Source organism: Microterricola pindariensis (genome assembly GCF_002936985.1).
Lineage (GTDB): Bacteria > Actinomycetota > Actinomycetes > Actinomycetales > Microbacteriaceae > Microterricola > Microterricola pindariensis.
In genome coordinates this window covers 77,932-93,283 of sequence record NZ_MPZN01000004.1, presented here as the reverse complement: position 1 = coordinate 93,283, position 15,352 = coordinate 77,932, and the positions used below count along the sequence as shown (strand labels likewise).

13 protein-coding genes are annotated in these 15,352 nt (G+C 72.5%); 8 read left to right on the top strand and 5 right to left on the bottom strand.

The window, feature by feature from the left end; genetic code table 11:
* Positions 1-2 precede the first annotated feature (2 nt).
* Both GY24_RS02415 and GY24_RS02410 read right to left on the bottom strand, forming a co-directional pair.
* Positions 3-1,322, bottom strand: coding sequence for an O-antigen ligase family protein (locus tag GY24_RS02415; RefSeq protein WP_104474204.1), 1,320 nt, complete (start codon positions 1,320-1,322; stop codon positions 3-5).
* 47 nt (positions 1,323-1,369) lie between these two features.
* Positions 1,370-2,548, bottom strand: coding sequence for an acyl-CoA dehydrogenase family protein (locus GY24_RS02410; protein ID WP_104474203.1), 1,179 nt, complete (start codon positions 2,546-2,548; stop codon positions 1,370-1,372).
* Positions 2,549-2,678: 130 nt separating this feature from the next.
* On the opposite strand from GY24_RS02410, the gene manA reads away from it, so the two are divergent.
* Positions 2,679-3,914, top strand: a complete 1,236-nt coding sequence (gene manA, locus GY24_RS02405; protein WP_104474202.1) for a mannose-6-phosphate isomerase, class I — start codon at positions 2,679-2,681, stop codon at positions 3,912-3,914.
* 9 nt (positions 3,915-3,923) lie between these two features.
* Here the strand turns inward: manA and GY24_RS02400 are convergent, their stop codons facing one another.
* Positions 3,924-4,919, bottom strand: coding sequence for a GlxA family transcriptional regulator (locus GY24_RS02400; protein WP_104474201.1), 996 nt, complete (start codon positions 4,917-4,919; stop codon positions 3,924-3,926).
* Positions 4,920-5,169: 250 nt separating this feature from the next.
* Between GY24_RS02400 and galE the strand changes: the two genes are divergently transcribed.
* From galE to GY24_RS17580, 4 genes are all read left to right on the top strand, one after another.
* Positions 5,170-6,132 (top strand): UDP-glucose 4-epimerase GalE, encoded by a 963-nt coding sequence (galE, locus tag GY24_RS02395; RefSeq protein ID WP_104474200.1) that lies wholly within the window; start codon positions 5,170-5,172, stop codon positions 6,130-6,132.
* A 146-nt stretch (positions 6,133-6,278) separates the two neighbouring features.
* The gene (locus tag GY24_RS02390) at positions 6,279-6,599 is read left to right on the top strand and encodes a WhiB family transcriptional regulator (RefSeq protein WP_083363240.1); all 321 of its coding nucleotides are present in this window, start codon (positions 6,279-6,281) and stop codon (positions 6,597-6,599) included.
* Positions 6,600-6,675: 76 nt separating this feature from the next.
* The gene (locus GY24_RS02385) at positions 6,676-9,543 is read left to right on the top strand and encodes a glycosyltransferase (RefSeq protein ID WP_104474199.1); all 2,868 of its coding nucleotides are present in this window, start codon (positions 6,676-6,678) and stop codon (positions 9,541-9,543) included.
* Positions 9,533-10,990: a DUF5719 family protein gene (locus GY24_RS17580; RefSeq protein ID WP_161498663.1), complete on the top strand. Its 1,458-nt coding sequence runs from the start codon at positions 9,533-9,535 to the stop codon at positions 10,988-10,990. The genes GY24_RS02385 and GY24_RS17580 overlap by 11 nt, the downstream gene beginning before the upstream one ends.
* 41 nt (positions 10,991-11,031) lie before the next feature.
* Here GY24_RS17580 and GY24_RS02375 read toward each other — a convergent pair whose 3' ends face one another.
* On the bottom strand, positions 11,032-11,499 hold the full coding sequence (locus GY24_RS02375; protein WP_083363243.1) for a metallopeptidase family protein: 468 nt from the start codon (positions 11,497-11,499) through the stop codon (positions 11,032-11,034).
* Positions 11,500-11,573: 74 nt separating this feature from the next.
* Here GY24_RS02375 and GY24_RS02370 point away from each other — a divergent pair, with 74 nt between their 5' ends.
* Positions 11,574-11,828, top strand: coding sequence for a DUF3499 family protein (locus GY24_RS02370; RefSeq protein WP_104474198.1), 255 nt, complete (start codon positions 11,574-11,576; stop codon positions 11,826-11,828).
* A gap of 4 nt (positions 11,829-11,832) precedes the next feature.
* Positions 11,833-13,311 (top strand): adenosylhomocysteinase, encoded by a 1,479-nt coding sequence (gene ahcY, locus GY24_RS02365; RefSeq protein ID WP_104474197.1) that lies wholly within the window; start codon positions 11,833-11,835, stop codon positions 13,309-13,311.
* 143 nt (positions 13,312-13,454) lie between these two features.
* Here the strand turns inward: ahcY and GY24_RS02360 are convergent, their stop codons facing one another.
* A complete protein-coding gene (locus tag GY24_RS02360) occupies positions 13,455-14,336 on the bottom strand; it encodes an RDD family protein (protein WP_233279152.1) in 882 nt (293 codons plus the stop codon).
* 17 nt (positions 14,337-14,353) lie between these two features.
* Here GY24_RS02360 and GY24_RS02355 point away from each other — a divergent pair, with 17 nt between their 5' ends.
* A complete protein-coding gene (locus tag GY24_RS02355; protein WP_104474196.1) occupies positions 14,354-15,349 on the top strand; it encodes a stage II sporulation protein M in 996 nt (331 codons plus the stop codon).
* Positions 15,350-15,352 lie beyond the last annotated feature (3 nt).

Here is a 15,352-nt window from a genome sequence, read left to right as displayed (position 1 = left end):
CCCTAGGGCATCGTCTCGACGCGGCGCAGGTTGCGCTTGGTGATCAGGGCGAGGGCGACCAGCAGCATCCAGCCGCCCTCGACGAGGATGCGGCTCTCGGCGACGCTCTGCACGAGCAGCGCGACCATCAGCAAGAACGGGACCAGGGCGGATGCCGTGTACGGCCGCTCCAGGGCGGCGCCGTCCCTGGGCCGGTCAACGGCGAGGAACCAGCTGCGCCAGAGCGTGCCGAACACGAGGGCGGCGAACAGCACGACGCCGATCACGCCCAGCTGCAGCCAGACGTCGAGCCAGGCGCTGTGCGCCTGCAGGTAGGTGACGCCCTTGCGCACCGCGAGGTCGTCGAACGGCTCCACCCACGGCGCCCAGTAGCTCACCCAGCCCCAGCCGGCGACGGGGCGCTGGGCGGCGAGGGCGCTGACGGAACCCCAGATGTCGAAGCGGCCGGTCAGGTCGTCGCTCTTGCCGAACACGGCCAGCAGCTGGCCCCAGAAGGTGGTGCAGAGCGCCCCGACGACGACGACCGCGCCGGCGGCGCTCAGGTAGACGGGCCGGCGGCCGTCCGGGCCGGCCCGGCGCGCCCAGAGGGCGAAGCCGAGGGCGGCCGCGACGACGACGAGCGCGACGAGCACGGTGGCCGAGCGGGTGAGTGCGAGCGTCAGCGCGGCGATGACCAGCCAGGCGATGCCGGGGCCGCGGCGCACCGTCCTCGCCGCCAGCTGCGCGGCGAAGACGATGACCGCCAGCAGGGCGGCCGCGGCCAGCAGGTTGCGGTTGGCGACGATGCCCTCGATCGGCCCGCCGTCAAAGAGCAGGCCGCGCGACCAGTAGAACGCCGCGGGGACCTTGCCCTCGTAGTCGGTGAAGAACGGCAGCACCGGGCCGCCGACCCAGGCGGCGACGATGAACTCGAACAGGAGCGACAGGCCGAGCAGCCAGCGCAGCGCCGCCCCGAGCGCGCGCAGGAACTCGGGCCAGCTCAGGCACAGCCCGAGCAGGAGCGCCGGGACGGTCGCGGCCAGCTGTGCGGCGAGCCCGACCGCGGTGGCGCCCGGGTAGAACGACCAGGCCAGGGAGAGCACCGCGAAGCCGAGGAAGAGCCAGAGGCTGCTCGGGGTGCGCCGCCAGAAGGAGCCGCGGCCGAGCCACTCCGGCTTGAGCCGCACCAGCGCGACGACGCTGGCGGCGACCAGCAGCAGCACGAGCGCCCCCCAGCCCCACCAGCCGAGCAGGTTGCGCCAGAACTGGCCGGCGAGCGCCGAGAACAGCAGCAGCGTGGCCAGCGTGTGCACGGCGAAACGGCTACGGACCGGCTGCATCATGGCACAAGGCTATCGAACTCGGGCGGGGGAGCGGTGCAGGGCGGCGTTCAGGCGAACGCCGCGTGGCCGGTGATGGCGCGGCCGACGATCAGCGCGTTCATCTCGCGGGTGCCCTCGTAGGAGTACAGCGCCTCGGCATCGGCGAAGAACCGCGCCACCTCGTAGTCGAGAACGATGCCGTTGCCACCGAACAGCTCCCGGCACCAGGCGACGGTCTCGCGCATCCGGGACGTGCAGAACGCCTTGGCCAGGGCCGAGTGCTCGTCGCGCAGCTCGTCGCGGTCCTGCATCTCCGAGGCCCGCACCACCATGCCGAGCGACGCGGTGATGTTGCCGAGGCTCTTGGCCAGCAGGTCCTGCACGAGCTGGTGCGAGCCGATCGGCCTGCCGAACTGCACGCGCTCCTTCGAGTAGGCGACGGCCGCCTCGTAGGCGCCGGCCGCGACGCCGACCGCCGACCAGGCGACCTCGGCGCGGGTCAGCCGGAGCACCTTCGCGGTGTCCTTGAACGAGTGTGCGTTCGCCAGCCGGAGCGACTCCGGCACGACGACGTTCTCCAGCGTGATGTCGGCGTTCTGCACGGCGCGCAGGCTGATCTTGCCCTCGATCTTCTCCGTCGAGAAGCCGGGGGTGGAGGTCGGGACGATGAAGCCCAACACGCTGTTGTCTGCGGCATCCCGCGCCCAGATGATCGTCACGTCGGCGAACGTGGCGTTGCCGATCCAACGCTTGGTTCCGTTCAGCACCCAGTTGTCGCCGTCGCGGGTGGCCGTCGTCCGGAGGCCCTGGGCACTGTCGGAGCCGCTCTGCGGCTCGGTCAGGCCGAAGCTGCCGATGACCTCGCCGGATGCCAGCCGGGGCAGCCACTCCGCCCGCTGCTCTGCGGACCCGCACACCGCGATCGATCCGCAGGTGAGGCCGTTCTGCACGCCGACGAAGGTCGAGACGGAGGCGTCGATGCGGGAGAGCTCGTAGGCGACGAAGCCGCGGAACATGGCGGAGTTCGGGAACGCGCGGGTCTCGTCCCAGGCGTAGCCGAGCACGCCGAGCTCCGCCAGCTTCGGCACGACCTGCAGGGGAAACTCCGCGCGGTCCCAGTAGCCGCCGATGATGGGGCGGACCTCGGCCTCGAGGTAGCCGCGGAGCGCCAGGAGGGCGGCCTGCTCCTGCTCGGTGAGGAGCGACTCGTAGTTGTAGAAGTCGGAAACGAGGGGCTCGAAGGTCATGCGGTGCTCCGTTGCATGCTGGGGCCCCTGCGGTGGGGCGACGGTGACGTGGCGCTCAGCCTAGGCCCCGGTTCAGCCGAGGGGGAGCCGCTTGGTAGTTTGGGCTGAAGCCAGCCAGACGGGATCCACAATGTTTGTAGCAATCACCAGTTCGCCGCGCGATTACGCCTGGGGCTCGACCTCGGCCATCGCCGGGCTGCTCGGCCGGCGCCCGAGCGGGCTCCCGGAGGCCGAGCTCTGGCTGGGTGCGCACCCGGGCTCGCCGAGCACGCTGCTCGGCGAGGACGCCCCCGCAGCGACGCTCGCCGACTGGGTGGCGGCCGACCCGGACGCCGTGCTGGGGGCGGACGCCATCGCCGAGCACGGGCCGCGCCTGCCGTTCCTGCTGAAGGTGCTGGCCGCCGCGGCGCCGCTCTCGCTGCAGGCCCACCCCTCTCCGGCGCAGGCGCTGGCCGGCTTCGCCCGCGAGAACGCCGCCGGCATCCGGCTCGACGCTCCGGAGCGCAACTACAAGGACGCCTTCCACAAGCCGGAGCTGATCGTGGCGCTGAGCGAGCGGTTCGAGGCGCTCTGCGGATTCCGCGCGCCCGCCGAGGTGCGGGCCATCCTCGCGGCGCTGCGTGCGGCGGACGCCGAGAGCGCGGCGCCGGACCCGGCGCCGCTGCAGGGGCTCGAGGCCCGGCTGTCCGGCCCGGACGGGCTGCGGAGCACGGTGCAGTGGCTGCTGGGCGCGGACGCCGTCGAGGCGGGCGAGGTGGCCCGGCTGGTCGAGCGCGTGCTGGCGCTCGCGGCATCCGACACCCTGGCCGGCGGCGAGTTCGCCCGCGAGTTCGCCACCGTGCGCGGCGTGGCCGACGCCTACCCTGGCGATCCCGGAATCGTGCTCACCCTGCTGCTGAACCGGGTCACCCTGCGCCCCGGTGAGGCGCTCTACCTGCCGGCCGGCAACATTCACGCCTACCTGGACGGCCTCGGCATCGAGCTGATGGCCGCCAGCGACAACGTGTTGCGCGGCGGCCTCACCCCGAAGCACATCGATGTGGACGAGCTGCTCGACGTGCTGAGCTTCGAGCCGGTCCCCGTCCCGCTGATGGTGCCGGAGAACCCGCACCCCGGCGCGCTGGTCTACCGGCCGGACGTCGCCGACTTCGTGCTGCACAGCATCGAGCGCTCGGAGGGGCAGGAGCCGACCCCGGTCGCGCTCGCCGGCCCGGCGATCGCGCTCTGCACGGCGGGGCGGCTGCAGCTCACGGGCGCGCACGGCGGGGCCACGCTGGAGCGCGGCGAGTCGTGCTTCATCACGCCGGACGAGGGCGACCTCCGCGTCGGCGGCGCCGGCACGCTGTTCATCGCCACCGTCGGATAGGGCCGGCGGCTAACGGAGCGGGGTGAGCTCCCGCTGCCCGGTGCGCGGGCCGAAGGTGTGCCGGTACGCCGTCGGCGTGGTCTGCAGCACCTTGACGAAGTGGTGCCGCATCACGGATGCCGTGCCGAAGCCGGTGTCGCCGGCGATGACCTCCAAGCTGAGCTCGCTCTCCTCGAGCAGCTGCTGGGCGCGCAGCAGCCGCTGCCGGTTCAGCCAGGCCGTCGGCGTGGTGCCGAGCTCGGCCCGGAACCGCCTGGCGAAGGTGCGCGGCGACATGAGCGCGATCCGGGCGAGCTGGTCGACGCTCTGCTCGCGATCCAGGTTGGCCAGCATCCACGTGGTCACGCCGGCCATCGAGTCGTCGGGGGTGGCGGCCGGCAGCTGGATGAACTGGGACTGGCCGCCGTCGCGCTGGGGCGGAACGACCATGCGCCTGGCGATGTTGTTCGCCATGGACGCGCCGAGCTCGCGGCGCACGATGTGCAGTGCCGCATCGATGCCGGCCGCGGTGCCGGCGCCCGTGACGACATGGCGGTCCTCGACGAAGAGCACATCGGCGTCGACGGTCGTGGCCGGGAAGCGCTGGGCGAGTGTGTCGGTGTACATCCAGTGCGTCGTGCTGCGCCGGCCGTCGAGCAGCCCGGCCTCGCCGAGCAGGAACGCCCCGCTGCAGACGCTCAGCACCCATGCTCCACGAGCCTCCGCGTCGCGCAGCAGGCGCAGGATCTCCGGGTGCGCGGCCGGCACATCGTCACCGCAGATGTCGGCGCCGTAGTAGGCGGGGATCACGACCAGGTCGGCGTCGGCCGCCGCGGTCAAGTCGTTGTGCACGACGATGTCGAAGCCCAGCTTCGTGCGGATCGGGCCGGGCTCGGCCGCCACGATCGTGAAGTCGAAGCTCGGGCCGCCGGCATCCGACCGGTCGATGCCGAACACCTCGCAGACCACGCCGAACTCGAACGGGGCCATGCCCGGCAGGGCGACGCACGCGACCTTGTTGAGCATGGGAACCTCCGCGGGGGACGGCTGCCAGATGGCAGGAACTCGACGAATACTGGCGATTCTGCCACTCGTGGCAGGAAAGCACAAGGGCGAGACTTCCTGCCATGATCATTCTCCTTTTCCTCACGGTCCTCGGAATCTGGGCCATCGTCGGAGCAGTCATCTCGGTGCGACGCGACGGCTATCGCCGCTGCAATACAGTGGAGGCTGGCCTGCGGCTGGCTCCGCGGAACGCACTCGAGATGGGGAAACAATGGCGTGGTTGGTAACGGGCGGCGCGGGATACATCGGATCGCACGTCGTGCGGGCTTTTCTCGCCGACAACATCGACGTCGTCATCGTCGATGACCTCTCCAGCGGTCACGCCGAGTTCGTGCCGGCCGAGGTGCCCTTCTATCAGGGCAGCATCCTGGACGCCGAGCTGCTCGGCCGCCTGTTCGCCGAGAACCCCATCGACGGCGTCGTGCACGTGGCCGGCTTCAAGTACGCCGGCGTCTCCGTGCAGCGGCCGCTGCACACCTACGAGCAGAACGTGACCGCGACGGCCGTGCTGTTGCAGGCGATGCAGGATGCCGGCGTCAACCGCATCGTGTTCTCCTCCAGCGCCGCCGTCTACGGCACACCGAACACCGATCTCGTCACCGAGGACACGCCGAAGGCCCCCGAGTCCCCGTACGGGGAGAGCAAGCTCATCGGCGAATGGCTGTTGCGCGACGAGGGCATCGCGACCGGCCTCGCCCACACCTCGCTGCGCTACTTCAACGTGGTCGGCTCCGGCCACGACGGCCTCTACGACACCAGCCCGCACAACCTGTTCCCGCTCGTGTTCGAGGCGCTGCTGGACGGCCGCACCCCGCGGATCAACGGCACTGACTACGCGACGGCCGACGGCACCTGCGTGCGCGACTACATCCACGTCGCCGACCTGGCGATCTCGCACGTTGCGGCGGCGGAGCGCCTGCAGGCGGGGCGGGAGATCGAGCCCGTCTACAACCTGGGCAGCGGCGAGGGCGTCTCCGTCGGCGAGATCATGAGCGCGATGGCCGAGGTGACCGGCATCCCGTTCGCCCCGGAGATCGGCCCGCGCCGCGCCGGCGACCCCGACCGGATCGTGGCCTCGGGGGAGCGGGCCCGCCGCGACCTCGACTGGCAGATGCGGCACACCCTGGACGACATGGTGCGGAGTGCGTGGGAGGCACGCCGCGCCGCCGCGTGAGCGCGGCCGGGAACATTCGGCGCGCCGAACCCTCGATATTGAGTTGAGGGTTTATGCTCCAAGACTTGACGCCACCCTAATCACACCGGTGTAATTAGATTCGGACGCGCCGTGCAGGTGCGTGGACAAGAAGGGTGGGAGACGGTATGTCGGTAATCGAGTATCGTCCGGGGGTACCCGAGGATTGGTTCGTCGATCCCGTCAAGTTGGGTGTTCCCGGGGTCAGAACGAACAGCGACGACGGCAACCCGTTGGCGTGGCAGACGGATTCCCTCTGCGCGCAGACCGATCCGGAGGCCTTCTTCCCGGAGAAGGGCGGCTCCACCCGGGACGCCAAGAAGATCTGCGGCTCCTGCGAGGTGCGCACGGAGTGCCTGGAGTACGCGCTGGCCAATGACGAGCGCTTCGGCATTTGGGGCGGGCTCTCCGAGCGCGAGCGCCGCAAGCTCCGCAAACGCGCGAGCTAGTTTCGGGCGCCCAGTTTGCGGCGCGCCTGCCGCGCCTCCTGATGATCGGACGCGCGCAACCTAGGCTGGTTCCGATATGTCTCCCCGAGTAACCGCCATCCTCATCGCGCGCAACGGCGCACAGCATCTGGACCGCACACTGGCGGCGCTCGCGGCGCAGACCCGGCGCCCAGACACCGTCATCATGGTCGACTGCGGCGGGACGGATGCCACCGCGCAGCTGCTCGCGGCCGCCGCGCCCACCCAGCTCATCGCCGCGGAGGCCGAGCTCAGCTTCGGTGACGCCGTCGCGCTGGCCGTGCAGCTGATCCCCGAGCCGAGTGCCGACGACGAGCTGCTCTGGCTGCTCGGGCAGGACACCGCGCCGGAGCCCGGCGCCCTGGCCGCCCTGGTCAACGCCCTCGAGGTCGCCCCGTCCGTGGCGGTCGCCGGCCCGAAGCTGATGGACTGGGAGCGGGCCGACTACATCCGCGAGTTCGGCGAGACGATGACCCGCTACGGCCGCACCGTGACCGTCGTCGGCGCGGAACTCGACCAGGCCCAGCACGACGACTTGAGCGACGTGCTCGCCGTGGCCTCCGCAGGCATGCTGGTGCGCCACCACGTCTGGCAGCGGCTGGGCGGCTTCGACCCGGCGCTGCCCGTCGTCGACAACGCGCTCGACTTCTGCGTGCGCACCCGGCTGTCCGGCCACCGCGTCTCTCTCGTGCCGGCCGCCCGGGTGGCCGTCGCCGGCGACGGCATCACCGGGGCCGACAGCTCGCAGGAGGGCAGCGCCGTCCGCAAGCGCGTGCGCCTGCGCCGCCAGGCCCAGCTGCACCGACGCCTGGTCTACGCACCCGCTGCCGCACTGCTGCCGCACTGGCTCTCACTGGTGCCGCTGGCCTTCCTCCGTGCCTTCCTCCGGCTGATGCGCAAGGAGCCCGGCTCCATCGGCGCCGAGTTCGGCGCCGCGTTCGGCGCCGCATTCTCCGGCCGCCGGGTGCCTGCCGCGCGTCGTCGGCTGCGACGCACCCGCACGCTCGGCTGGGGGGCGATCGCCTCGCTCCGGATGCCGGGCGCCGAGGTGCGCCGGCGCAAGGCCCTGCTGCGCGAGCAGCACCGCACCCTCGCCCGCGGCTCCCGCAGCGAGCTCGCCTTCCTCAGCACCGGCGGCGGCTGGACCCTGATCGGGGCCGGCGTGGCCGGTGTCGCGCTGCTCGCCCCGCTGCTCGGCGCCTCCGCGCTGGTCGGCGGCGGGCTGCTGCCGGTCAACAGCCCGGCCGCGCTCTGGCAGAACATCGGCTACGGCTGGCGCGACATCGGCACCGGCTTCGTCGGCGCCGCCGACCCGTTCGCCGCCGTGCTGGCCGTGCTCGGCTCGCTCACCTTCTGGTCGCCGTCCGCGCTCCTGCTCTGCCTGTACTTCGCCGCGCTCCCGCTGGCCGCCCTCGGCGCCTGGCTCGCCGCCGCCCGGCTGAGCGGGCGCGGCTCGCTGCGCGCCCTCGCGGCCGTGCTGTGGATGCTCGCCCCGACCTTCATCAGCGCGATCGCCGACGGCCGCCCCGCGCCGATGATCGCCCACATCCTGCTGCCGTGGCTGTTCTTCGCGGCCGCCGCGGCCGGGCGGTCCTGGTCGGCGTCGGCGGCATCCGCCCTGCTGTTCGCCGCGATCGTCGCCTGTGTGCCCTCGCTCGCCCCGGCGCTGCTCGTGCTCTGGGCGATCGCCGTCGCCTTCAGCGGCCGCAGCATCATGCGCTTCATCGGCATCCCGATCCCCGCCGTCGTGCTCGTCGCCCCCCTGCTGCTCCAGCAAGCCGTCGCCGGCAACTGGTGGGGGCTGCTGGCAGACCCCGGCGTGCCGCTGGCCGGGGCGGGCGCCTCGAGCTGGCAGCTGCTGCTCGGATTCCCGAACGGCGGCTTCGGCGGCTGGGGCGCGCTGGTCGCAATGCTCGGGCTGCCGGAGGCGAGCGCGGCACTGCTCGCCCCGATCCTGCTCGCGCCGCTCGTCGTCCTCGCCGTCCTCGCGCTGTTCCTGCGCGGTTCGCGGCTGGCGCTGCTCGGCCTGCTCACCGCGCTGCTCGGCTATGCCACCGCCGTCGCAGCACTGCAGATCAGCGTCTCGATGCTCGGCGAGCAGAGCGTGCCGATCTGGCCGGGCGGCGGCCTCAGCCTCTACTGGGCCGGGCTCATCGGCGCAGCGGTCATCGGCCTGAACGCGCTCGGCCGGGCCGCCGCGGCCCCCGCGCTCGTCGCCGGCGTCGCGCTGTTCGCACTGGTGCTGCCGCTGGCCGGCTCGCTCGCGCTCGGCGCCGCCGCGCCGCAGCCGGCCGCCGTGCACAGCGGCGACCAGCGGATCCTGCCCGCCTTCGTCACCGCCGAGGCGCAGGCCGACCCGCGCGCCGGCACCCTCGTGCTGGTGCCCCAGCCGAACGGGGCCGTGCTGGCCCAGCTGCAGCGCGGAGCGGGCACCCGGCTCGACGACCAGTCCACCCTGTTCGCGACGGACACGACGCTGAGCGCCGAGGAGCAGGACCTGGCCGAGCTGGCCGGCAACCTGAGCTCGCGCAGCGGCTTCGACGCCCGCCCGGGCATGGACGCCCTCGGCATCCACTTCGTGCTGTTGGAACCGGGCGCCGACTCTGCCGCCGCGCGCGACACCGCGCGGCGGGCGGCGAGCTCGCTCGACGGCAACGCCGTGCTGGTGCCCGTCGGGCAGACCGACTTCGGCGCCCTCTGGCGTTACCAGGGCGACGCGGGGGCGGCAGCGGATGGCGGCGCCATCCCACCGGACGCCGGCGGATGGTTCGGCCAGGTCGTGCTCTGGAGTCAGCTGGCCGTGTTCGGCTTCGTCCTGCTGCTCTCCATCCCGACCGGCGCCGGGCGCGACGCCCCGCGCGGCCGCGCCACACCCGCCGCAGCACCCGCAGTCGCAAGAGAGAGCGAGCAGGACGATGAGCGCTAGCCGTCGATGGGCGCTGGCCGGCGCCCGCGTCATGACCGGGCTCGTCGGCATCGCCGCGTTCGGCGCCACGGTCGCGGCCGCAACCCTGCTCCCGCTGCCCAGCCACCACGCCGAGCCGGTGCAGAGCACGGTCACCCCCGTCGCCACGCAGCAGCAGCGCGTCTGCGCCGGCCCGCTGCTGGCCCTGGCCGCCGACGCCAGCGCGGCATCCACCGCCTCATCGATCGGCGTGGCATCCGCCGTCTACGCCGCCGGCAGCGCGGGCGCGCTCTCGGCCGACGACGTCACCGTCTCCCCGATGGACGTGCCGGACAACGCCGCCCGCGACGTGGCCGGAACGCCGCTCGCCCTCAGCGTCCCCGCCCAGGGCGACGCGCTCGAGGAGCCGCTGCTGGCCGGGGCCCAGTCCCAGGGTGCGGCGACCGAGACCCTCACCGGCTTCGCCGCGACCAGCTGCGCGGAGGCCGCATCGGACGGCTGGCTCGTCGCCGGCTCGACCGCGATCGGGCAGACCAGCCTGCTGCTGCTCAGCAACCCCACCGAGGTCGTCGCCACGGTCGAGCTGACCGTGTACGGCGAGAGCGGCATCGTTGACGCGCCCGGCGCCAGCGGCATCCTGGTGCAGCCCGGATCGCAGCGGGTCGTCTCCCTGGCCGGGCTCGCCCCCAACCTGAACTCCCCGGTCATCCACGTGGCGACGCGCGGCGGCCAGGTCGTCGCCTCCCTGCAGCAGAGCGTCATCCGCGGCCTCGCACCCGGCGGCATCGACCTGGTCGGCACCACCACGGCCCCGGACGTCGAGCAGGTCATCCCCGGCTTCATCGTGCCCGCCACCCTGATCGATGACACGCACAGCAACGACAGCGGTTTCCACGAGGATGCGGCCGCGGTGCGCGTGCTCAACCTGGGCGACGTCGCGACCGAGGTCGAGCTGAGCGTCACCGCCGACGACGGCGGCAACGGAAGCTCCACCCGCGTGACCCTGGAACCGGGGGTCGCGTCCGAGATCCCGCTCGACGAGCTCGCCGCCGGCAGCTACACGCTGCGGTTGAACTCGCAGGAGCCGATCGTCGCGGCCGCCCGCAGCACCGAGAAGTCGGCGACGAGCGAGGACTTCGCCTGGTTCCAGGCCTCCGGCCCGCTCGGCGAGCAGAGCGCCTTCTCCGTCGCCGACGGCCCGGCCCCAACCCTGCACCTGGCGAACGCGAGCGGCACGGAGCAGTCGCTGACGCTGTACCCGCAGGACGGCGCTCCCGCCCTGCTCACCCTGCCGGCCGGCAGCACGCTCACCCGGCCGGTCACGGCCGGCGCCAGCTACACGCTCGTCGGCGACGGCCTGGGCGGCGCGCACGCGAGCATCAGCTACCAGGGCAGCGCCGAGCTGGCCTCCTACTCCGTCAACCCGCTCGGGCCGTTGGCCCAGCCGATCGGCGTGTACGTCCGCTAGCAGCAGCAGCAGCAGCAGCAGCCGGCCGGCCGCGGCGTCGCCTAGAAGTGGCGGAAGCGGTCGGGGGCCAGGTCCCAGGGGTCCTTGCCGAGCAGGTCGCCGACGGCGCGGAACACGCAGCTCTCCACCATCATCCGGCGGTGCAGGTCATCGTCGTGGTGCAGCTTGCTCATGCGCTGGATCGGCACCCGGAAGAACACGATGCGCGCGCGCTCCGCATCGACGTGCCAGCGGTCGACGTGGTCGCCGTGCAACGCCTGCTCCGGCGCGGCGGCGACCTCGAAGCGCACGTGCGCCAGCTCGGCCGGCCAGACGCCGCGCAGATACTCCGCGGTGGAGAGGATGGTCTCCTCGAACGTCTCGATGCGCCCGCCCAGCATCGGCAGGTACGGCCCGGCCACTGAGGAGCGCAGGCCCCGGCCGTGCCGGTCCCGGATGCCGCGGCGCGGCGATCCCGCGCTCGCGCGGGACGCGGCGCGGCCGGAGGGAGAACGGGGGGAGCGGGGCATATCCCCAATCCTAGGCGGCCATACCGTCATCCTCACCCGGAATCGGGGCGTGCTGGCGATACGCTGGAGTCGACATGAACAGGCCCTGCTCCAAGATCGCGTGCTCCGAGAGCGCCGTCGCGACACTCACCTACGACTACGCAGACTCGATGGCGGTGCTCGGCCCCCTCAGCGTGACGCCGGAGCCGCATTGTTACGACTTGTGCGGGAGGCACGCCGACAGGCTCTCTGCCCCCGTGGGCTGGCAGGTTGTGCGCCATATGAGCCTCGCCAGCAAGCCCGGCCGGCACGCAGCGCGTGACGAGGGCGCTGGCATGCTGCGAGAATAACGCCATGACTGCCGCCTCCTCCACAGCCCTGCCGTTCAAGGTCGCCGATCTCGCCCTCGCGGAGGCCGGCCGACACCAGCTGCGCCTCGCCGAGAACGAGATGCCCGGGCTGATGGCGCTGCGCGCGGAATTCGGCGCCTCCCAGCCGCTGGCCGGCGCCCGCATCGCCGGCAGCCTGCACATGACCGTGCAGACGGCCGTGCTGATCGAGACCCTCACCGCCCTCGGCGCACAGGTGCGCTGGGCCAGCTGCAACATCTTCTCCACCCAGGACGAGGCCGCGGCCGCGATCGCCGTCGGCCCCAGCGGCACCGTCGACGAGCCGGCCGGCATCCCCGTGTTCGCATGGAAGGGCGAGACACTCGAGGACTACTGGTGGTGCACCGAGCGCATCTTCGACTGGAGCGCGGAGGCCGCCGCGGCCGGCGAGGGCTGGTCCGGCCCGAACATGATCCTGGACGACGGCGGCGACGCCACCCTGCTCGTGCACCGCGGCCGCGAGTTCGAGCTGGCCGGGGCCGTGCCGGCGACGACGGACGCCGACAGCGCCGAGTACCGCGTGGTGCTGGACACCCTGCGCCGCTCGCTCGACCTCTCCACCGACCGCTGGACCCGCATTGCCGCGGAGATCAAGGGCGTGACGGAGGAGACCACGACGGGCGTGCACCGCCTCTACGAGCTCGCGGCGGGCGGCGGCCTGCTGTTCCCCGCCATCAACGTCAACGACTCGGTCACCAAGTCGAAGTTCGACAACAAGTACGGCATCCGGCACTCGCTGCCGGATGGCCTGAACCGCGCCACCGACGTGCTGATGGGCGGCAAGGTCGCCTTCGTCGTCGGCTACGGCGACGTCGGCAAGGGCGCGGCGGAGGCGCTGCGCGGCCAGGGCGCCCGCGTCATCGTCAGCGAGGTCGACCCGATCTGCGCGCTGCAGGCGGCGATGGACGGCTACCAGGTCGCGCAGCTCGAGGACGTCGTCGGCGATGTGGACATCTTCGTCACCTGCACCGGCAACTTCAACGTGATCACCCTCGACCACATCCTGGCGATGAAGCATCTGGCCATCGTCTCCAACGTCGGCCACTTCGACAACGAGATCGACATGGCCGCGCTGGAGTCGCTGCCGGGCGCCGAGCGGGTGCAGATCAAGCCGCAGGTGCACGAGTGGCGCCTGCCCACCGGCCGCAGCGTGCTCGTGCTCAGCGAGGGCCGGCTGATGAACCTCGGCAACGCGACCGGGCACCCCTCCTTCGTGATGAGCAACTCCTTCACCAACCAGGTGCTCGCCCAGATCGAGCTGTGGTGCTACCCGGAGCGCTACCCGATCGGCGTCTACGTGCTGCCGAAGCACCTCGACGAGAAGGTCGCCCGGCTGCACCTGGACGCCCTCGGCGTGCGGCTGACCACGCTCTCCCCGGAGCAGGCCGCCTACATCGGCGTCCCCGTCGACGGCCCGTACAAGGTCGACCACTACCGCTACTAGCCGGGCCGGCATCCGCCGCCCGGCATCCGCCGCTGCCCGCCCTGCGCTCCGCGCCACTTCGTCGGGATCCGCGCCCGCTCAGCTGGCGCGGAGCCCGACAAAGTGGCGCGGAAGGCGCCGCTTGCGGCGGCGGCCTCAGGGGCTCAGCGCTCGGGGAAGCCGTGCGGGCGGCCGTGCAGCACGGGGGAGAGACGCTCCAACCGGGCGGCGGTGAGCTCCAGGGCCGCGGCGTCGCGCTGCCGGCGGATGGCGGCCACCCCGGCCAAGAACAGCTCCGGCTCCACCTGCGGCAGCGGCGAGACGTAGCGGGCCGCCTCCTGGGCCAGCTGCCCGGCCAGACGCGCCCTGGCCGCGGGCGAGAGCTGGGGGGCCTGCGTCAGGAACTGCGCGATGCGCCGCTGCAGCCGATCGGGCAGCGTCGCGACGTCGGCGACCTGCGCCCACGCCTGCAGTGGCACCGGCACGCCGTAGGTGGGGGCGCTGTAGCCGGGCACCCGCTCCATCTGCGCGTGCGTGCCGGCCAGCAGGTCGCCGAGGCGCTTGCCGTCCGGGTTCAGCATGCCGACGATGACGGCGAGGCCGCCGAGCGTCATGTAGATCTCGAGCACACCGGTGAGGGCGCGGATGAAGGCGTGCCGCAGCGCGATCGCGCCGCCGTCGTCGCGCACGACGCGGGCGCCGATGGCGAGCTTGCCGAGGGAGCGCCCGCCGCTGGCCGTCTCGACGACCGTCGGCGCGATCACGAGCGCGGTGACGAGGCCGATGATGGTGAGCGCGGCGGAGAGCGACTGGTCCAGGCCATCGCCGACGGCGGCCGCGACGAGCCAGGCCAACCCGGCGAGGGCGCCAAGGTAGACGATGGCGTCGATCATGGCGCCACCGGCGCGCAGCAGCACGCTGGCCGGGCGCACATCGAGGGCGACGGCTTCACCGGTGAACACCGAGCCTGGCTCGTGCCGGGGATCGGAACCAGGCGCGTCCGCGGCGCGGAATATCGCGGCGTGCGGTTCGCTGGGCATGGCCATGGTTAGTATTCAATCAGATGGATCTCGACGCCTACTCCGCAGCCCACCGCGAGCGCTGGGAGCGCCTTGACGCCCTCGCGAGGAAGCGCAGGCTGAGTGGGGCGGAGGCGGACGAGCTCGTCGAGCTCTACCAGGCCGGCGCCGCGCAGCTCTCGCAGCTGAAGACGACGGCCGGGTCGACGGTGCAGGGCGACGCCCTCTCGGTGAGCCTGTCCCGGGCCCGGCTCCGCTTCACGGGCACCGGCGACAACCTGCTCTCCCAGCTGCCGCGCTTCTTCCTCGTGCAACTGCCTGCCGCCCTCTACCGGCTGCGCTGGCTCACCCTCGTCTTCGCGCTCGCGACCGCCGTCATCGCGACGCTGTACGCGCTCTGGGCCCTCGGCGACCCCCGGGTGCTGGCGAACTTCGGCTCGGCCGAGCAGCTGCAGCAGCTCGCCGACGAGGACTTCGTCGACTACTACTCGGTCAACCCGGCCGCTTCCTTCGCCGGCCAGGTCTGGACCAACAACGCCTGGATCGCGGCGCAGTGCATCGCCTTCGGCGTGCTCGGCGTGTACGTGCCCGCCGTGATCTTCGGCAACGCGCAGAACCTTGGCGTGACGGCGGCCGTCATGTTCGCGCACGGGGAGGGCGACACAATGCTGCTCTACATCGCCCCGCACGGCCTGCTCGAGCTGACCAGCGTCTTTGTCGCCGCGGCCGCCGGCATGCGCATCTTCTGGGCCTGGATCGCCCCGGGCGCCCGCAGCCGCGGGCAGGCGCTCGCCGCGGAGGGCCGCGCCATGTTCACCGTCGTGATCGGCCTGGCCATCGCGCTGTTCGTCTCCGGCATCATCGAGGGCTTCGTCACCCCGGCCCCCTGGCCGTGGCCGGTGAAGATCGGCATCGGCGCCCTCGCCCTCGGCGCGTTCCTGTTCTACATGCTCTACGTCGGTGGCCGGGCGTACCGGGCGGGCGAGACCGGCGACCTCGACGAGCACGCGGCCGGCGCGCGCACGATCGCCGCCCACTAACCG